19 protein-coding genes and 1 tRNA gene are annotated in these 19,968 nt (G+C 37.9%); 16 read left to right on the top strand and 4 right to left on the bottom strand.

From position 1 onward, the window contains the following. Positions 1 to 54: 54 nt before the first annotated feature. The 8 genes from LEUM_RS01390 (at position 55) to LEUM_RS01425 (ending at position 8,492) form a co-directional block, all read left to right on the top strand. Positions 55 to 2,016 carry a sucrose-specific PTS transporter subunit IIBC gene (locus LEUM_RS01390; RefSeq protein ID WP_011679176.1) on the top strand — a complete coding sequence of 654 codons (1,962 nt, stop codon included), beginning with the start codon at positions 55 to 57 and terminating at the stop codon, positions 2,014 to 2,016. 52 nt (positions 2,017 to 2,068) lie between these two features. Beyond that, positions 2,069 to 3,334: a glycoside hydrolase family 32 protein gene (locus LEUM_RS01395; protein ID WP_011679177.1), complete on the top strand. Its 1,266-nt coding sequence runs from the start codon at positions 2,069 to 2,071 to the stop codon at positions 3,332 to 3,334. 100 nt (positions 3,335 to 3,434) lie between these two features. Beyond that, positions 3,435 to 4,301, top strand: a complete 867-nt coding sequence (locus tag LEUM_RS01400; protein ID WP_010292015.1) for an ROK family protein — start codon at positions 3,435 to 3,437, stop codon at positions 4,299 to 4,301. Between the two features lie 427 nt (positions 4,302 to 4,728). Next, positions 4,729 to 4,801: transfer RNA gene (locus LEUM_RS01405), tRNA-Lys, on the top strand. Positions 4,802 to 4,868: 67 nt separating this feature from the next. Next, a complete protein-coding gene (locus tag LEUM_RS01410; RefSeq protein WP_011679178.1) occupies positions 4,869 to 5,642 on the top strand; it encodes a M15 family metallopeptidase in 774 nt (257 codons plus the stop codon). A gap of 98 nt (positions 5,643 to 5,740) precedes the next feature. After that, positions 5,741 to 6,388 (top strand): deoxynucleoside kinase, encoded by a 648-nt coding sequence (locus LEUM_RS01415; protein WP_002815908.1) that lies wholly within the window; start codon positions 5,741 to 5,743, stop codon positions 6,386 to 6,388. Between the two features lie 69 nt (positions 6,389 to 6,457). Continuing rightward, positions 6,458 to 7,246, top strand: coding sequence for a glutamate 5-kinase (gene proB / locus LEUM_RS01420; RefSeq protein ID WP_002815906.1), 789 nt, complete (start codon positions 6,458 to 6,460; stop codon positions 7,244 to 7,246). A gap of 4 nt (positions 7,247 to 7,250) precedes the next feature. Then, complete coding sequence (locus tag LEUM_RS01425) at positions 7,251 to 8,492, top strand: glutamate-5-semialdehyde dehydrogenase (RefSeq protein ID WP_011679179.1); 1,242 nt, start codon at positions 7,251 to 7,253, stop codon at positions 8,490 to 8,492. A gap of 79 nt (positions 8,493 to 8,571) precedes the next feature. On the opposite strand, the gene LEUM_RS01430 is transcribed toward LEUM_RS01425, so the two are convergent. Then, on the bottom strand, positions 8,572 to 9,528 hold the full coding sequence (locus tag LEUM_RS01430) for a nucleoside hydrolase (protein ID WP_011679180.1): 957 nt from the start codon (positions 9,526 to 9,528) through the stop codon (positions 8,572 to 8,574). Between the two features lie 138 nt (positions 9,529 to 9,666). On the opposite strand from LEUM_RS01430, the gene LEUM_RS01435 reads away from it, so the two are divergent. Continuing rightward, entirely contained in the window at positions 9,667 to 10,677 is a 1,011-nt protein-coding gene (locus LEUM_RS01435; RefSeq protein ID WP_011679181.1) for an NAD(P)/FAD-dependent oxidoreductase, read from the top strand. Between the two features lie 46 nt (positions 10,678 to 10,723). Here the strand turns inward: LEUM_RS01435 and LEUM_RS01440 are convergent, their stop codons facing one another. Further along, the gene (locus LEUM_RS01440) at positions 10,724 to 11,593 is read right to left on the bottom strand and encodes a DNA/RNA non-specific endonuclease (protein WP_011679182.1); all 870 of its coding nucleotides are present in this window, start codon (positions 11,591 to 11,593) and stop codon (positions 10,724 to 10,726) included. Positions 11,594 to 11,668: 75 nt separating this feature from the next. Then, complete coding sequence (locus LEUM_RS01445) at positions 11,669 to 12,322, bottom strand: HD domain-containing protein (protein ID WP_011679183.1); 654 nt, start codon at positions 12,320 to 12,322, stop codon at positions 11,669 to 11,671. A gap of 258 nt (positions 12,323 to 12,580) precedes the next feature. Here LEUM_RS01445 and metG point away from each other — a divergent pair, with 258 nt between their 5' ends. Continuing rightward, positions 12,581 to 14,689: a methionine--tRNA ligase gene (metG, locus tag LEUM_RS01450; protein ID WP_011679184.1), complete on the top strand. Its 2,109-nt coding sequence runs from the start codon at positions 12,581 to 12,583 to the stop codon at positions 14,687 to 14,689. A 108-nt stretch (positions 14,690 to 14,797) separates the two neighbouring features. Then, the gene (locus tag LEUM_RS01455) at positions 14,798 to 15,781 is read left to right on the top strand and encodes a biotin--[acetyl-CoA-carboxylase] ligase (protein ID WP_011679185.1); all 984 of its coding nucleotides are present in this window, start codon (positions 14,798 to 14,800) and stop codon (positions 15,779 to 15,781) included. Between the two features lie 38 nt (positions 15,782 to 15,819). Here the strand turns inward: LEUM_RS01455 and LEUM_RS01460 are convergent, their stop codons facing one another. Beyond that, complete coding sequence (locus tag LEUM_RS01460) at positions 15,820 to 16,389, bottom strand: biotin transporter BioY (RefSeq protein WP_011679186.1); 570 nt, start codon at positions 16,387 to 16,389, stop codon at positions 15,820 to 15,822. A 171-nt stretch (positions 16,390 to 16,560) separates the two neighbouring features. Between LEUM_RS01460 and LEUM_RS10785 the strand changes: the two genes are divergently transcribed. From LEUM_RS10785 to LEUM_RS01480, 5 genes are all read left to right on the top strand, one after another. After that, a complete protein-coding gene (locus LEUM_RS10785) occupies positions 16,561 to 16,809 on the top strand; it encodes an aminotransferase class III-fold pyridoxal phosphate-dependent enzyme (RefSeq protein ID WP_025267725.1) in 249 nt (82 codons plus the stop codon). Between the two features lie 26 nt (positions 16,810 to 16,835). Beyond that, positions 16,836 to 16,988: a hypothetical protein gene (locus LEUM_RS10790; RefSeq protein WP_174221737.1), complete on the top strand. Its 153-nt coding sequence runs from the start codon at positions 16,836 to 16,838 to the stop codon at positions 16,986 to 16,988. Then, positions 16,978 to 17,655 carry a dethiobiotin synthase gene (bioD, locus tag LEUM_RS01470; protein WP_011679187.1) on the top strand — a complete coding sequence of 226 codons (678 nt, stop codon included), beginning with the start codon at positions 16,978 to 16,980 and terminating at the stop codon, positions 17,653 to 17,655. Before LEUM_RS10790 ends, bioD begins: the two co-directional genes overlap by 11 nt. A gap of 197 nt (positions 17,656 to 17,852) precedes the next feature. Beyond that, a complete protein-coding gene (gene gap / locus LEUM_RS01475; protein WP_002815892.1) occupies positions 17,853 to 18,872 on the top strand; it encodes a type I glyceraldehyde-3-phosphate dehydrogenase in 1,020 nt (339 codons plus the stop codon). 203 nt (positions 18,873 to 19,075) lie between these two features. Beyond that, complete coding sequence (locus LEUM_RS01480; RefSeq protein WP_011679188.1) at positions 19,076 to 19,885, top strand: metallophosphoesterase; 810 nt, start codon at positions 19,076 to 19,078, stop codon at positions 19,883 to 19,885. Positions 19,886 to 19,968: the final 83 nt, after the last annotated feature.

Raw genomic sequence — 19,968 nt, forward strand, 5'->3', positions numbered from 1 at the left:
TAAATAAATGGAAACGGTTCCAAAAAACTTAAAGAAATTTAGAGGAGCAGCAAAATGGATCATAATAAAGTAGCAAAGCGTATTGCCGATGCTGTCGGCAAGGACAATATTGTAGCCGCTGCACATTGTGCTACGCGTTTACGATTGGTGATCAAAGATGTTAAAAAGATCGATCAGGATGCCTTGGACAACGATTCCGATCTTAAAGGAACATTTAACGCTAACGGACAATATCAAATTATTGTTGGACCAGGCGATGTTAATGGTGTTTACGATGAATTTGTTAAAATTACCGGTGTTGAGCAAGCTTCAACTGCTGATTTGAAAAAAATTGCAGCACAATCAGGAAAAAGAAATCCTTTGATGGATTTGGTTAAAGTATTGTCAGATATATTTGTTCCTTTGATTCCAGCTCTGGTTGCCGGCGGTCTATTGATGGCATTGAATAACATTCTAACTGGTGAGGGAATGTTTGGCGCCAAATCTTTGGTTGAAATGTTTCCGCAAATCACAGGTTTAGCAGAAATGATCAATCTGATGGCTTCTGCACCGTTTGCATTCTTGCCGATTTTGATAGGAATTACAGCAACAAGACGTTTTGGAGGAAACGAAATTCTCGGAGCAGCTGCTGGTATGATGTTAGTTATGCCTAGTTTAGTCAACGGATATAATGTTGCCGAAGCGGTTGCCACTGGGAAGATGCCAACATGGGACTTGTTTGGTTTGTCAGTTGCGCAAGCTGGTTATCAAGGTCAAGTGTTACCGGTGATCGGTGTGGCATTCATCTTAGCTAACTTGGAAAAGTTTTTCCATAAGCACTTGAAAGGTGCTATTGACTTTACGTTTACACCGATGTTGTCTATCATATTAACTGGGTTTATCACATTTATTGTTGTGGGTCCGGTATTACGAATTGTCTCTAATGGTATTACTGATAGCTTGACATGGTTGGTTACGACGTTTGGCTTTATTGGTTACGGGGTCTTTGGTACATTCTACTCTGCTATTGTTATTACTGGTTTACATCAGAGTTTTCCGGCAATCGAAACACAGTTGTTGGCAGATGTTGCTAAAACAGGTGGTGATTTCATTTTCCCTATTGCCGCTGCATCTAACGTGGCACAAGGAGCTGCAACATTTGCTATTTATTTCTTAAGCAAAGGGGATGAAAAAGTACGGGCATTGGCTTCATCATCAGGTGCTTCAGCCATGCTGGGTATTACTGAACCAGCAATGTTTGGTGTTAACTTAAAATATAAGTTTCCATTTTTCATCGCTCTGGGATCAGCAGGAATTTCAAGCTTAGTAATGGGATTGTTCCAAGTGATGTCATCGTCGCTGGGACCAGCTGGTATAATTGGCTTTATTGCTATTCCAGCTAACAAATGGGTAGGATTCTTCATCGCCATTGCGTTATCATTCGTGATTGCTTTTACAGCAACCCTAGCTTACGGTCGTTCACACATGCCAGTTTCTAAGTCAGGTAATAGACTAGCAAATCCAGTAGTTACTGAACATGAAGCAGGTTTTGAGGTCGATGCACCTGTTTCAGGTCATTTAATACCGTTAGCTGATGTCCCAGATAATGTTTTCTCAACTGGAATGATGGGCAAGGGTGTAGCAATCGAACCGAGTGATGGTACGATTTACGCGCCGGCCGATGGTGAAATTACAGTAGCTTATCAAACAAAACATGCCTATGGATTGACGACGGATGATGGGGTTGAGATATTAATTCATATTGGCTTAGATACGGTTAATCTTGAAGGTCAGGGATTTGAAAGCTTTGTAACGCAAGGACAAAAAGTTAAAAAAGGTGATAAATTAGGTACCTTTGATACGAATACTATCAAAAAAGCTGGATATCCTGTTACAACTATGGTCATTATCACGAACACAAAAGCATTTAATGATGTTGCGGTAGATGAAGCTTTCGATAATGATATCCAAGCAGGCCATCAGATTATAACGGCCATACCAAAAACTAGTGATTCAGCTGTTGGTGCGCCAGCATAAATACAAAAAAGGGGAAAACGTATTTATCAAGAATACGCAACTAAAATAATTCATGTTTATTAAAGATGACATCAATCATTTTGAAAAATATCATTTATATCCAACACAAGGATTATTGAATGATCCAAATGGACTTATATATTTTAAAGGACAATATCATGTGTTTTTCCAATGGAATCCACATGCTTGTAACCACAAATATAAGGAATGGGGACATTTTGTTTCAAACGACTTGAAAACATGGACTCGTTTAGAAACAGCTTTAAAGCCTTCACTTCCAGACATGGACTCAGCTGGAATATATTCTGGTACAGCATTTGTTAAAGATGATAAGTTATATGTCTTCTATACAGGTAATGTTCGCGATGAATCTGGCCGGAGTGTGGCGTCTCATCAAATGTGGGCCGTTAGTGAGGATGGGATTCACTTTGAAAAACTTGGTGAACTATTCCCTCATCCAGAAGGTTTTACAAAAGATGTTAGAGATCCTAAAGTTTGGCAGGGGAGAAACGGGCGATACTATTTGATGGTAGGTGCACGATCAAATGAAAATATAGGTGACATTCTTATTTATGAATCGGAAAACTTTAGTCAGTGGCAATTACATGGTTCGTTAATTGAAGGTGAATTAACTGATATTCGTGGCTATATGATTGAATGTCCAGATTTAATTGAGATAGATGGTAAGCAAATTTTAATGTTTTCACCGCAAGGATTACCAGCGGATGAAGAGAACTATCGCTATCAAAACATTCATAACACAGGTTATGTTGTCGGTACTTTTGATGAAGAGACGTTACATTTTAAACCAGAAACTTCCTTTAAGGAAGTTGACAAGGGATTTGAATTTTATGCGCCACAAACCATGCATACCAATGAGGGCCGTAAAATAATGTGGGGATGGGCTGGTATGATGACACCAGAACGTGAAGCTTCGACTCCAACGATTGCTAGCAACAATTGGGTTCATGTGTTAACGATTCCACGCGAATTACACGTGACGTCGGACAATCTTTTGACACAGACACCTATTTCAGAAATTTTGCATACAAAACCTTTGACGAACTTTGGTGCTATTAATGTAGGTCAATATACAATTGATTCTCACGACAATTGGACATTATCTTTTGGTGAAAATATGACTTTAGTTCGAAACAAAAATCAACTTATATTATCACGTCGGCAGTGGGAAAATGGTGAAATTGAAAAAAGGCTGGTTGTAGGAGATATTAATCACACATTATTAATTGTTGACACAGATATTATTGAAGTGTTTACAAACAATAATCAATCAGTCATGACGGCACGTTATTTTTAAGCATTGAAAATATTTGTGTAAACGATTACAATGTAATTGTAGTAACTGGTTAACGTCTAACACAAACACGATAATTTCGTGAAGAAGGAGCAATTAAATCATGGGTTTATTAGGAGCAATTGAAGCAGGTGGAACGAAGTTTGTGGTCGCTGTTGCGGATCACGATTATAATATTGTTGAGAGAACATCATTCCCTACACTTGATGGTCAAAAAACAGTAGAGCAAGTCATCGCTTTTTTTGATAAGTTTGACGACATCGACGCAATTGGTATTGCAGCTTTTGGACCAATTGACATTGTAGAGGGATCAACAACATATGGTCACGTTCTAGATACACCAAAACGCGGGTGGTCAGGATATGATTTTCTGGGTGCAATGAAAGACTGGCGTGATATTCCTTACTATTGGACTACTGACGTTAATGGCGCAGGATGGGCTGAGTTTGAAACTGGTGCAGCTAAAGATGTTAATAACATGGTTTATTTGACAGTTGGTACTGGTGTAGGTGCAGGAATTGTCTCTGGTGGCAAGTTAGTTGCTGGATATGGACATCCTGAAGCAGGACATATTTTCTTACAAAAGCATCCTCTTGATAAATATGAAGGTCATTGCCCATTCCATGGCGATAATTGTTTGGAAGGCTTAGCTGCTGGTCCAGCAATTGAAGAGCGTTGGGGACGTAGTGCGAAGGAAATTCCAGATGATGATGTTGCCTGGAAGATTGAAGCCTTCTATCTTGCGCAAGCAGCCCTTGATTATACAATGATTTTACGCCCTGAAAAAATTGTTTTTGGTGGCGGTGTACCTCATCGTGAAATCTTATTCCCATTAATTCGCGAAAGTTTTGCTGAGCAAATGAGTGATTATTTAGCAGTTCCTGATTTGGATGAATACATCGTACCCGTTGCTAATGGCGATAATGCCGGCATCTTGGGTTGCTTCTATTTGGCAAAAACATTACTTTAATTTTCAATTTATCCTCAGTTTACGTGAGTTTAATTTTAGAACGTTATATTATAAACATCAACAAAGCAAGTTATCTCAAACAACAAGCCTAGTTGAATTAAAATGTAACATTCGATAAATTTATGATCTGGAGGATTGGACAGTATAAGCGGTATAACTGATGAGCATCACATCAGAAACACGAAGCCTCACGGCAAAAGGGAGCCAAGTCGCGTTCTCCCGCGCGACTATAAATAACTCATATTCTCTCCCGAATATACTATTCTCTTCTCTCTCAAATATTCTCTCTCATAATAAATATCCCCGGTGAACGCGTTAGTTCATCGGGGCTTCGTGTTTCTAGTAGAATTTTTATGATAATTAGATATTATGTTGCACGATATTTAAAAATATGATAATATATTTTATGTTGTGAAATACGAAAAATGGTCAGCTAGCTCAGTTGGTAGAGCAACGGACTCTTAATCCGTGGGTCCAGGGTTCGAGCCCCTGGCTGACCACTATATGAAACCAGCAAACTTTGTTTGCTGGTTTTTATTTTAATTTTAAATATCGAGGAGAGGAAGAATGCAACGGAATGTCGGGAAGAAGCTTAAAAAGCATCTGCTTTTAATTGTGTTGGTTATTATGCTGATTGTTGTGGTTGTTATTTGTTTTTTTAATACTAAACAACCAATCAAGAACACTGGAAAGATCGCTAAAACGTCTTCTGTAAAAAAAGTAGATGATTTACCAAAAGGTGTAAAAACGACAGATTGGAATTTAGTATTAGTCAATAAAAATCATTCCTATCAGACAGAATTGAACTTTACGAAGGTTACTGTCGATAGTAAACAAATTGATCAACGAATCGCACAAGCCCTTGCAAATTTTCGTTCAGCAGCTCAAAAGGCTGGTTACGCGACAACCTTAGTATCGGGATATCGTTCCATTGCATATCAAACCACTGTGTATAACAATTCAATTAGTCAATATGAATCAAATGGGATGAGCGCGACAGAGGCCAAAAGACTGACTGAGTCCGTAATTCAGGTACCAGGATCCTCGGAACACCAAACGGGACAAGCAGTTGATTTAGCAGGTAATGACGCCTTGGCTGCATATCCCTCTTTAGAAGCAGGTATGGATAAATTCAAATCACAGCAGTGGTTGATGAAACACGCACCGGAATATGGATTTATCCTACGTTATCCGAGTGATAGTCAGTCTATAAAGGAGACGGGGATTGACTATGAATCTTGGCACTTTAGATACGTTGGTGTGTCCAATGCAACATATATTACTAATCATCACCTCACGCTAGAAAAATATATTCAAACTTTGAAAAAGGCGGGTAGATGATACAATATTTGACCATCAAAACAATTGCTCAGCAGGAATAATGTAATTTTGATATACTATATTAGTAATATTTTTATTTGAAACTAAGGAGAAATGGCATGATTGTACTATCAGGCACCATCGGCGCTGGCAAAACGAGTTTAACGAAAATGTTGGCAAAACATTTAGATTCACAGGCGTTTTATGAAAGTGTTGATGATAATCCAATTTTGCCATTATTTTACCAAAACCCTAAAAAATATGGTTTTTTGCTGCAAATTTATTTTTTAAACAAAAGGCTAGAACAAATAAAAAGAGCCCAAGTGGATGCCAAAAATATTTTAGATCGTTCTATTTTTGAAGATGCTTTACTATTCCAATTGACAGCTGATTTGAATCGCGCAACGCAAACTGAGGTAGATATATATCAGTCATTGGTTAATAATATGATGGCTGAAATTCCTGGTAGTGCAACGTCTAAGGATCCTGATTTATTAATTCATGTTCGTGTTAGTTTTGATACTATGCTCGCAAGAATCAAAAAGCGTGGTCGTTCATTTGAGCAAGTTGAAGCAAATCCGGGATTATATGACTACTACAAAGAACTTAATTCACGTTATGATGATTGGTTTGCGGCGTACGACCGATCACCAAAAATCCAGATTGATGGTGACCATTTTGATTTTGTGGAAAATGAAGAGTCAGGTGCAAAAGTCTTGGACATGATTGATGCTAAACTAGCACAAACTGGTGTACTATCATTTTGAGAAATCCCGAAACTTTTGAAGTTAGGGATTTTTTTGATATAATAATTAAAATTAACTAAGGAACATATAATGAATAGTTGGCATAGAATTGTTGTTAAAGTCGGCACGAGCACAATTGTTAATCGTGATGGGCAAATTAATTACCCAGTCGTTAATCGGTTGGCACAAACACTTTCCAGTTTACAAAAATCTGGTCACGAAATTTTATTAGTTACATCCGGGGCAATTGGTGTGGCATTGGATCAGATGAATCTAGAAAAACGACCACAAGAAATTCCACAACAGCAAGCATTAGCTGCCATTGGTCAGGGATACTTGATGTCATTGTACAATCAAAGTTTTGCATTCTATCAACAATTAATTGGACAAGTTTTATTGACGTATGATGTGTTCGACAATAAAGCGATGCTTGAAAACACAATGAATGCCATTGAAATGATGTTTTCACAGCACATCATTCCCATTGTTAATGAAAATGATGTGATTGCAGTTGATGAGCTTGACCATCAACATTCATTTGGCGATAATGACCGCTTAGCTGCTATTGTGACACGTGAAATTGGTGCCGATGGATTAATTATTTTGAGCGATGTCGACGCGTTGTATACGGCTAATCCTAATATTGATGAATTTGCACAAGCCATTGATAAGGTAACGAAAATTACCGATGATATTCGTATGAGCGCCACCGGATCAACTTCTGGTTTAGGAACAGGTGGGATGAGCACAAAACTTGCTGCTGGTGAATTTGTGATGAAAAATGGTGGTAAAATGGTGTTAATTAATGGTAATAATCCAGCCTTGATTTTAGAAGTAATAGCTGGTAAAACGGTGGGAACATTATTTCAAGGAGAATGAGTCTATGAACGCAGTGGAAGAAATTGGTAAGCGTGCCAAATTAGTGACTTCTGATGTCGCTAATTTGGCAGTAGATATTCGTAATCAAATATTATTGGATATGTCGTCAGCCTTGGTAGCTAACTGGCAAGAAATTGTGGCAGCTAATAAAAAAGATTTGGACGCGGCTACGCAGCTCTCGGGGCCAATGCGTAATCGATTGACGCTTGACCAAAAAACAATTGGCGGTATTGCAGCGTCGCTGTCAGCGGTCGCTAAGTTAGCTGATCCTTTGGCAGGTCCATATGACAATTGGAAAAATCATACAGGATTTAAAATTGTTAAAAAAACAGTGCCACTAGGGGTTGTGGCGATGATATTTGAGGCGCGCCCGAATGTGACCGTAGATGCTGCCGCATTAACCTTTAAATCAGGTAATGCAGTTATTTTACGCGGTGGTAAAGAGGCTATCGAGTCAAATATTATCTTAACGAATATTTTGCGTAATGTGTTACGTAAACACAATTTAAACCCAGATATAATACAGTTAATCACGGATACAACACATGATTCAGTCAACACATTACTAAATTTGCGTGACTATGTTGATGTATTAATTCCGCGTGGTTCAGGTCAGTTTATTGATTTTGTTGTAAAAAATGCAACGGTACCGGTTATTGAAACTGGCGCAGGTAACACACATATATTTGTGGACGAGAGTGCCAAGCAGGATGAGGCTATTCGTGTCATTCATAATGCCAAAACACAAAAACCAGCAGTTTGTAATGCTGCCGAAAAACTATTAATTCATGAGGCAATTGCGGGTGAATTTTTACCAAAAATTGTCGATGATTTATTGGCTGCTGGTGTAGAGTTGCGCGGGGACCAAAAAGCCCGTAGTATAGATAGTCGAGTAATTGGCGCAAGTGCTGAAGATTGGGATACTGAGTATAACGATTTAATTATGGCTATAAAAATTGTTCACAATAACGATGAAGCAATTACCTGGATTAATGACCACACAACCCATCACTCAGAAACAATTATCAGTGAAGATCTTAATCATGTTACTGATTTTATGAATACTGTTGATGCTGCTGTTGTTTATCAGAATGTTTCAAGCCGATTTACTGATGGTTTTGAATTTGGATTTGGCGCAGAAATTGGTATCTCTACACAAAAGCTTCATGCGCGTGGCCCAATGGGACTAAGTGCGTTAACCACAATTAAGTATGAAGTATTCGGTGAAGGACAAATTAGAGAATAAGCACAGTATTTTTGACCCAAAAAAATGATCCACGATACGGACAACTAGGTTTGGTGTCGTATCGTGGATCATTTTTATGTTATTGAAGCACAGTTAGCATTAGATTTTGAAAATCATGAACAAATCTTTTTGAATCAACTAAAACAGCAGCTTTAGTAGTTGTTGGGACCAAAAGTTTCTCTTTATCACCGATTGTGCGGCCATAATCGCCACTTTCTTTATCGTATGTTACCCGCATTGCTAAGGCAATTGATGTAACATAGCTAGGATCGATTCCAACAGCAACTGCTAGTGGATCGTGGAGGGCAGCACCATTTTTATTGATGTTTAAGTTAGCATACGCATCAATATAGAAATCCATTAAGTCAGCAAATTTTTCTCCGGCTAAGGTTCCTAGTGTACGCCATGCTGCAGTTTCTTTTTTCGTTAGCAGCGTGCGGAGGGTAACATCAAGGCCAACCATTGTTAGGTTTTGCTGATGAACGAAAGCAAAGTCAGCCGCTTCAGGGTCTTGGTGAATGTTTGCTTCGGTAAAAGGCGTTAGGTTACCTGGTACAGTTAAAGCACCGCCCATTAGCGTTGTATTACCAATCAAGGTAGCCACGTCATTATCTTTTTCAATCGCTGCAGCCAAATTGGTGAGAGGCCCAGTTGGAATAAAAATTAGGTTTTCTTTATATTGATGAGCAGATTCAATTAAAAAATCAACAGCTGATTGGGTTTCGATTTGTCTTGGTGAAGTTTCTAAGGTGATTTCACCTACGCCATTTTTACCGTGAATAAGCTGTGAAATAGGCATAACTTCAAAATTATTGGTTGTACTTGAATGACTAGCACCAATAAATACAGGGACATCGTCAGCACCAAGTAAATGTAATAAATTCAGTGAGTTTTGTGCGGCCGTTTCAACAAGTGTGTTACCATAACTAGAGATAATACCAATCAAATCGACATTTGGATCAGCTACAGCGTAGGCGAGCGCCAGAGCATCATCCACGCCAGTATCCAGATCAAGAATCATTTTTTTAGTAGCCATAAATTGTAATTATGTGCAGACGCACATTTCCTCCAAATTGTAATATATATTAATTATAACGGACGAAAACTATTTTTGTTTTAAATTAACGCAATGTTAGAATGACGTTGCAATAAAGTAAAATCGGAGAATATTTAAATGACAGAGTTATATGATGTAGCAATCATAGGTGGTGGACCAGTTGGTATGTTTACAGCTTTCTATGCCGGATTACGTGATACTAAAGCAGTTCTAGTTGAAAGTTTAGCAACACTCGGCGGACAAGTGACATCGTTATATCCTGAGAAAAAAATTCTTGACGTTGCTGGATTCACAGGAATTAAAGGATCAGCATTGATTGATTCATTGGATGAACAAATGAAGTTATTTCCAATTGATATCAAAACCTCAACAACTGTGACTAATGTGACGAAAACAAACGACTTATTCACAGTGACCATCAACAATGGTTCGTCATTTCAGGCTAAAACAATCATCATCACAACAGGTAAAGGCTCTTTTGAACCACGCAAGATGCAGGTGTCCGGCGTTGATCAATTGGTTGGCCAAGGTATTCACTATTTTGTAACGAATAAACATGATTTTGATAACCATGATGTAGCGATTGCTGGTGGTGGTGATTCAGCTATTGATATGGCTACGATGCTTAATGAATTTACCCATTCTACAAGAATTATTCACCGCCGGGATCAATTTCGTGCAATGGAGCAAAGTGTGAAACAACTGAGCCAATCATCCGTTATCAAAGAAACGCCGAAAAAAGTATCACAGATTGAAAAACAAAGTGATGGTAAATTGAAAATTACGTTAGCGCAAGTGAAGAATGATCAGGTAACTAATGATATTTGTGTTGATGATTTAATTATTAATTATGGTTTTATTTCGGAAAATAAAATTGTGCATGGTTGGGATATACAACCAGAAAATGAAGGACAAGCGTTTTCCGTCGACCAAGCAATGCAGACGACGATACCCGGCGTTTTTGCTATTGGGGATGCTAGCCACTATGAGGGGAAAGCAGATTTAATTGCTGTTGGATTTGGTGAAGCGCCAACAGCAGTTAATGCTGCAATTCGATTTTTTGATCCACAGCGACGTGGCCCCGGCCATTCGAGTTCAATGGTTATTCAAGATGGAAAACTTATATAAGTAAAAAAGTAGTAGATGAGTATATCATCTACTACTTTTTTAAAAGCTACTTAGCGGAATCTAAAACAGTTGCTTCTCCTGTGGCATAATCAATTTGAATGCCTGGCTGTACGTTGAAAATCCAATAGTTTAAGTTCAGTGTTTTGCCGTTGTCTTCAACTGATTTAGCCATATAGTGAACACCACGAGCAAGACGTTCGTTGCCAACATAAAGTGGCGTGACCTGTGCACGGACCGTAATAGTTGGATTGTTTTGGATAGCATTGCGAATATCATTTTCAGGGACGAGCTGACCTGGATAGGCATTTTCAACACGTGTACCCGTAATCATATTTTCTGTGACCATAGTGGGTAACCCGAAAAATTGATAGCCCACAATGTGAGATTTATTCCAAAGCGCTTGCATACCATTGCCCAATTTAACGTTAGGGTTATCATGATAACCACCGACCCACTTAGTACCATCGTAGCGATCGTTAATAAACCAACCGGATGGGCGGACAGTGTAAGGAATACGATCCGGCCGTTTAGTAACTTTTGATATGGCCGACTTACTGGCCACGAAATTTCCTTGTTGCGAACGGCCTAACGAATCAAGAGCTGAGAGGCTTAACCCATCAACTGGATTGAGCTTAGATGCTTGACTTGGGAAAGTTTCTTTCATTTGGTCGTCTGTGAAGGTTGCTTTATTGTTGTTGACATGAACGATGTCACCATCTAGCGTTCCATCCCATTTTAAGTTGAGCAGGGCCTGATCAGATTGGGCAGTTACTGTTGGATGAGATGTTTCAGTAGAAGTATTTGTCGATTCGTAGTTTTGCCACAAATAAAATCCGGCAACAACAACTAGAATCAGAAGGGATAGTATCTTATTTTGTGGTTTGCTTTTGCGTCTATAAGTGCGTTTTCGTGCCATGATTCTCTCTCTTTCAAGTTCTTATATCATAACATTTATGCTACGCCAAAACATCAACAAAAACGATAATAGAAATCAGCGTTCCAGTTCCCACTCGGCTTTGAATTGCGCTAAGAATGATAGCATGAACTGTTGACGACTTTCAGAAATTGTGCGTGCTGTGTCTGTATTTAATTTGTCCTGAATAAGTAATAATTTTTCATAAAAATGGTTAATTGTCGTACTTTTTTGATTGCGATAATCAGTTTTATTTTGTGGTAAATGTGGTTGAATTTCTGGATCATATAATACACGATTTTTTACCGCACCATAAGTAATTGCTCGTGTGATGGCGATAGCTCCCATAGCCTCTAAACGATCAGCATCTTGTACAATTTGTCCATTGATATTGAGCTCTTGAGTACCTTCTAGTGACTTAGACCAAGACATATTGTCGATGATATAGGTGATTTCTTCTATCATTTCTGGATGAACGCCGATAGATAGAAGAAACGAAATCATATTATTTTTTGCTGCAAGAATATCTTCTTGACTATCGTATAATTTATCATCATAGACGTCATGCAGCAATGCGGCAGCACGTACAACAAAAGCATCTGCTTTTTTCTCATGGGCAAGAATCTTGTTAGCTAGTGCAAGGACGCGATTAATGTGATCAATGCTGTGTCCAGTATTATCTTTAGTGAGTGCGTCTTTCATATAACGATTAATCATTTCAAGTTGATCCATTTTAATTTCCTTTAAGTTTTATTTCGATTGCTTATTAATTAGTTTAAACTAATTAATAAGCAATCGCGTTTAAAAGTTGGATTAATTCGTAAAAGTTTCAATATATCATAAATAATAACTTGAGTCTCTATGAAAAATTATTGATTTTAGTTATAATTATTTTAATATAACTTTACCTCATACGGTAAAAATCATGCTTAACGTAGAAAGAGACGATTCTTTTTATTGTGAGTGTTTTAAAGAAAGAGGAAGACTCATATGTCAGAACCAAATAATATTTTGTTTAATACCGGAAATCACACTGATTCGGCTGTCATTTATGACAAGTTTTCAAAGGCAGAACAGCAATTTTCAGTAAAAAAGGATAAGACCTTTTATATTACCACGCCAATTTACTATCCGTCTGGTAAGTTGCAGTTGGGAAACACTTACACAACGGTGCTTGCTGATGCAGCAGCACGATACCACCGCTTACTGGGTGAAGATGTTTATTTTTTAACAGGTACAGATGAACATGGATTGAAAATTCAACAAAAAGCTGAGGCTGCGGGTATATCTGAAATAGATTTTCTTGATGGTATGGCGAAGCAAATTAAAGACTTGTGGAAGCTAATGGATATTTCATATGACGATTTTATTCGCACTACAGAAGATCGCCATGAAAAAGCAGTCGCTAAAATCTTTACGCAATTACTAGAAAATGGGGATATTTATAAAGGTGAGTATGAAGGTTGGTACTCTGTTTCTGATGAAGAGTACTTTACAGAATCTCAATTAGCCGAAGTCTATCGTGATGACGCAGGCAAAGTAATTGGTGGGAAAGCACCATCAGGGCATGAAGTTGAGTTAGTTAAAGAAGAAGCATACTTCTTCAAGATGAGTAAATACGCTGATTGGTTACTTGATTATTACAAAACACATCCAGAGTTTATTCAGCCAGAAGCTCGAATGAATGAGATGATTAATAATTTCATTGCACCAGGTCTGGAAGATTTAGCGGTAACACGTACATCATTTGACTGGGGTATTTCAGTACCAGGGGATGAGAAGCATGTGATTTACGTTTGGATTGACGCATTAGCTAACTATATTACTGCTCTAGGTTATAATTCGGACGATACAACCCTATTTGATAAGTTCTGGCCTGCAAACGTTCAACTTGTTGGAAAAGAAATCGTTCGTTTCCATACTATTTATTGGCCAATTATGTTGCATGCATTGGGATTAGAGTTGCCTAAATCAGTTGTAGGTCATGGTTGGCTTGTGATGAAAGACGGTAAGATGTCTAAATCAAAGGGTAATGTAATCTATCCTGAAGTGCTTGAAGAACGCTATGGTCTAGATGCAGTTCGCTATTATTTATTGCGTTCAATGCCATTTGGTAATGATGGTGTATTTACACCTGAAGATTTTGTGGCGCGTGTTAACTATGATTTAGCTAATGATTTAGGTAATTTGTTGAATCGTACAGTAGCCATGATTAATAAGTATGTGGATGGGGTTATTCCCGAGCTACTAACAGGTAAGACTTCTTTTGATGAAGACTTGGTTCGAACTGTAGAAGATGCCATTGTTGAATACAACAAAAACTTTAAAGAATTACGTACTGCTGACGCACTTGAAAGTGTTTGGAAAATCATCCGTCGTGCAAATAAGTATATTGATGAGACACAACCATGGGTGTTGGCAAAAGATGAAAATGAAAAGGAAGTTTTGTCTAGCGTAATGGCTCATTTAGCTGGTGCATTACGGGTTACTGCTGTTTTGTTACAGCCAGTATTAACACAAGCACCAAAGAAGATTTTTGATCAATTAGGCTTAGATTATTCTGACAAAGGTGTTGCTATTGCAGGTTTGACTTTCAGTAAGTTACCAACTGGCGGTCATGTTGTCAAGAAGGGTGAACCAATTTTCCCACGCCAAGACGTTGAAGAAGAAGTGGCCTTTATTTCAGGACTAGTTTCAAAAGATACCAAAGGTAAAGGGCGTGCGGTTAAAGAGGCAGCAAAAGAAGCAGCTCAGGTGGCGCCATCTAAGGATTTGATTACTTATGATGATTTCGATAAAGTTGAAATCTTGGCTGCTAAAATTACGGCAGGAGAAATTGTTGCTAAATCTGAAAAATTGTTAAAGTTTACGCTTGATGATGGATCAGGGAAGCCACGCCAAATTTTGTCGGGTATTCGTAAATGGTATTCAGACCCTGCTGCTTTGGTGGGTAAAACGGTTGCTATTGTTGCCAATATGAAGCCACGAAAAATGGCTGGTGAACTTTCTGAAGGGATGATTTTGTCGGCTGAGAAGAATGATATTGTTACTGTAACGATATTGCCGGATTCAATTGAACCGGGTTCAGGAATTGAATAATAAAAGAGCAGCTCTTCGGAGTTGTTTTTTTATTTGATTTGACGAAAGGACAATTGTTAACTAAAATTAACTATAAAGTAAACATTGTGATAATAGTGGAGGAAAGTGATGAGTACAGCTGATAAACTGTTAGCTTTGTTGGTTAATACAGCAGGCGATTGGGTGTCTGGTGAAGCAATTGCGCAACAGTTAGGGATTACCCGAACTTCTATATGGAAGTCTGTTAAAAAGCTTGAGTCTCAAGGACATCTCATCGAGAGTGTTCGTGGGCAAGGATATCGATATGTAGAGGGCGCTAAAATTTCTGCTGTTGGCATTAAAAAGTATTTAAAATCAGATGTGGATCTGAAAGTCTTTGACACGATTGACTCGACTAATGTGTATGCTAGAGAGAAGCTTTCTTCTGGCGAAATTACTAAAAATACGGTTATTGTTAGTGAAAGCATGTCGGCGGGAATTGGTCGATTAGGAAGAAAGTTTTTTTCGCCGAAAAATACGGGTATGTACGTCACTTTTGCTTTGCCACTACCTGTGGAGACGATAGTAAACCCCGGCCGATTAACTACTAGTACCGCAGTAGCTGTCTCAAAAATGGTTAAAGAAGTATTTGATATCGATATTCAGTTTAAGTGGGTCAACGACTTATTGTACAACAACAAGAAAGTTGGTGGTATTTTGACCGAAGCCATTACGGACTTTGAAAGTCAACAGTTTTCATCTTTAGCTGTGGGTATTGGTATGAATCTTGCCACGCCTGATGGTGGATTTCCAGATGAAATTTCTCAAAAAGCAGGTGCGCTGACTGATGAAATGGCTGTATCAGGAAATGAAGTTGTCGGTTCTTTAATTAATCACTTTTTTGATATGTACCAGGATTATCAGGACGGGCATTATATACCGCAATATCGCAAAAAGGTGGTTGGTGTTGGACAATCAGTAGAACTAAAGCGTGGTCAGGTGAACTTAACGGGGATAATTAGAGAAATCGATAATGATGGTTGCCTCGTGCTTGATACGAAGCGGGGCATAGAGCGCATTAATTCTGGTGAAATTACTAAATTACTGTTGCCAAATAATGAATACCAGGGTTAGACACTAAAAAAGCAACTACACAGACTGTAGTTGCTTTTTTAGTGGATTCTTTTGATAATTTGTAACTCTACTAAGGTTACAAAAAAGATTAAACCAACATCAATTAAAAAATCAAGTAAACTGGTAAAACCTAGTATACCAGTGACGTTAATTATGTTACCTATGTAAAATTTAATAATAAAACACTTATATGCAAAACCAATTAAATGAACCATAATTAAGCAGAGATAGTTACTGACCAGGGTATTCAAAAATTGGTGATGGCTAAATAGTTTGTTGCCCTTTCTAATGATAGCAGCAAAAAATGGCATTAGTGTAAAAGCGATTAAGAAACCAAACGTTGTCTTGAATATATAGCCTAGTCCGCCACCAGATGCAAATATGGGTAAACCGAGTAATCCGGAAACAAGGTAAAGCACTGTCAACCAAGAACCATACTTGGCACCGAGAATCGGATAAACTAAAAAGATAAAAGCCGTTTGTAGCGAAATGTAGTCGTAAAAAGGAATCGGAATAGCTACTTTGGCAGAAAGCACCAATAGAGCAAAGTAAATACCTATTTTACAGATAGTTTGTGCACTAACGCTAACGTTCGTCTGTTGATACATAATATATAATCCTCTCAATATTAGATGTTACCCTTTTTTATTAAAATGGATAACAAAAACAATTTACTATAAATGCATTTCTTTGTCAAATATGTTACCTTTTATATATGATTTGGTTAACAAAAATCTGGAGGAAAGCATGCATTATAAGAAACGTAGTCAAGAAGTATTATGGTTGCCATTCACGCAAATGAAAACGTTGTTCCTGGTATTTTGGCTGCTGGGAAGATGTTGACGGGAGGATACTTACCATTAGCCATCACTATGATATCTGAAGCGATCTATCAAGTTTTTTATGATGATTACGATGAAATAACATTGTTTCGCGGTCATTCTTATACGGGTAATCAATTAGGTTGTGCTGTGGCATTGAATTGGTTAGAAATAAAGAGAAGCGACAACCTTTTGACCCTGATTTAAGAGCAGTTTGGTGAGCAACATTAACCATGCGAAAACTTGGCTTGCTCACAAGACCATTGGGGGACACAATTGCATTCTTGCCGCCATTGATTGCAACAAAAGAAGAAATGAAGCAAATAATTGTCATAATTAAAGAAGGCATTCAAACTGTCATGGAAGAAATGAATCATGAAGAATAAGGGCTATTTTATTACAGGAACTGATACGGAAATTGGTAAAACCTTTGTAACGGCCAGGTTGGCACGTTATTTCAATAAGCACAATCAAGATATTGGTGTCTTTAAGCCATTGATGAGTGGTACACGTAGAGAAAACCCTTGTAGCGATGCCTATATTTTAAAATCCGGTGCAAAGGTTTTGGATGGTTTAGAAGAAATTAACCCTTTTCAATGGGATGAAGCGCTCGCACCAGCCTTAGCTCAAAAGCGTGCAAAAACAGACTATTCATTAGATGATGTACTGAAAAAATATAATGTATTAGCTCAGAAACACAAGGGCATGTTGGTTGAAGGAGCAGGCGGCATTACAGTACCATACGGCGATGATTTTACCGTCACGGATTTAGCGTGTGCGTTGAATTTACCGTTGATTATTGTGGCACCAAACAAACTAGGTGTGATTAATCATATTATATTAACCATTGAATTTGCTAAAAACCATGATTTAACAATAGCGGGGATAATTTTTAATGGTGTCAAGCACAAAGGTGTGGTAGAAGATACGAATTTAACACTATTAAAAGAGATGACTGATGTACCAATAATTGGTGAATTACCATGGATTACCAATCAGATAAACGCAGAATTACCTTTGGAAAAGTACTTGGATATAAATCTGTTAATGTGATTTATTGATCATAGTGGATAATCAGATTAAATAACAAATAATACTATAAATTTTGAGATTAATGAGAGTACTATCTGCACTCATGTTAAGAAAAAAACAAAATGTTATATTAAGCAGCTACATTCGCTCAAAACTGCACTTTGTGCTATAATAATGGTGTTGACTAAAGTCAAAAATTTTTGGAGGATCTAAAACACATGACTGTTAAGATTGGTATTAACGGATTTGGACGTATTGGTCGTTTGGCCTTCCGTCGTATTCTTGAGTTGTCAGACAAGGCTTCAGATATTGAAGTTGTTGCCATCAACGATTTGACAAGCCCAGATATGTTGGCATACTTGCTCAAGTATGACTCAATTCACGGTACTTTGAACGCTGAAGTTTCATCTGACGACACAGGTATTGTTGTTAACGGTAAGCACTATGCTGTTTACTCAGAACGTAACGCTGCTGACTTGAAGTGGGTTGCTAACGATGGTGTTGATTACGTATTGGAAGCTACTGGTTTCTATACATCAGCAGAAAAGTCACAAGCTCACTTGGATGCAGGTGCTAAGAAGGTATTGGTTTCAGCTCCAGCCGGTGCAGTTCCTACAGTTGTCTACGGTGTTAACCAAGACATCTTGACTGCAGATGACAAGATTGTTTCTGCTGGTTCATGCACAACGCAATCATTGGCTCCAATCGCTAACGTATTGGAACAAGAATTCGGTGTTAAGACTGGCTTGATGTTGACAGTCCACGCTTACACAGCTTCACAAAGCTTGCAAGATGGTCCTAAGTCAGCTAAGTTTGCAAAGCGTCAAGCTAATCGTGACGCAGCTTCAAACTCATTGCCACATTCATCTGGTGCCGCAAAGGCAATCGGAATGGTTGTTCCTTCATTGGATGGTAAGTTGACTGGTTCAGCTATCCGTGTTCCTGTTCCTGATGGTTCAATTACGGAATTAACTGCAGTCTTGAAGAAGGACGTTACAGTTGAAGAAGTTAATGCAGCTATGAAGAAGTACGAATCAGATTCATTTGGTTACAATGGTGACGGATTGGTATCTACTGATATCATCAACGACACACATGGTACTGTCTTCGATCCAACACAAACTGAAGTTGTTGCTGGTGAAGGACAACAATTGGTTAAAGTTGCTGCATGGTATGACAACGAATACGGTTTCACTTCAAACATGATCCGTACATTGTTGCACTTCGCTACTTTGTAAGATAGATTATTCTGTTTTACCTGTTAGTGTACTAAATCATAATATTAGAAAACACACTTCGGTGTGTTTTTTTATTGTAAGGTATTCTATTATGTATATTTTTTGAAAAGAGGCAAGCAAATCTTAAACAAATGGCTACTTGTAGGTACTTATAGTAAAAAATATGATATACTTTATTCAAATATCGAACAGGAGTTCTATTTGTGAAAGTTGCATTTTCATCTGATAATCATTTTGATTTAAATAAAATTAATGTTGAACGCGCTATGCGGGCACAAGCGCTCTATTTGTTGAACAAAAATGTGAACGTTTACGTTATTGCTGGCGATTTGTTTAATGACTTTAAGCAATCCTTAGCATTTGCGCGTAATATGCAAGACTTAGTAAAAAACAAATTAACCATTCGTTTTTTGGCTGGGAATCATGATATGGGTAAAAATGTTACATATGAAGAACTTGAAAGTGATATCGACGAGTTATATTTTCATAACAAGTACATTGACTTAACTGATGATATCCGACTTATTGGCAACAATGGTTGGTATGATTATAGTTTCGTCGGTAATGATTATACAGAAGAAGAAATTCAATCGTTTAAAAATAGCTATTGGTATGACCGACGCATTAAGCAACCAATAACTGATAAAGAACGTTTTGATATTAACCTAAAACAAATTAAGGATCAGCTCTTGGCTGCGGGCAACAAACAGACTATAGTTGTGAGCCATTTTGTGCCACGTGAAGACTATATTAAACGTTTTCCAAATGGGAACACACGATTGGATATAGCAAATGCGTTCCTTGGCAGTTCGAAAATTGGTCAAGCTGTCGATCAATCATATACCATTGCAACAATTACAGGGCATTTGCATTTACATCCCGCACCGTTAAAGTTCGGTAACAATGTTTATTATAATGCTGCTGTGGGTTATAGTACTGAACGTGTTCACGAATGGTCAAGTGATGATTTTCTAACAGAATGGCAAAAAAGACTAGTTGTACTTGAATTTTAAAACACCGGATAGGTGTTTTTTATTTCTTAAGGAAACACTATGATTTTAGAATACTTTGACAATCGAAATAAATTATGATAATA

This window comes from Leuconostoc mesenteroides subsp. mesenteroides ATCC 8293 (assembly GCF_000014445.1).
Lineage (GTDB): Bacteria > Bacillota > Bacilli > Lactobacillales > Lactobacillaceae > Leuconostoc > Leuconostoc mesenteroides.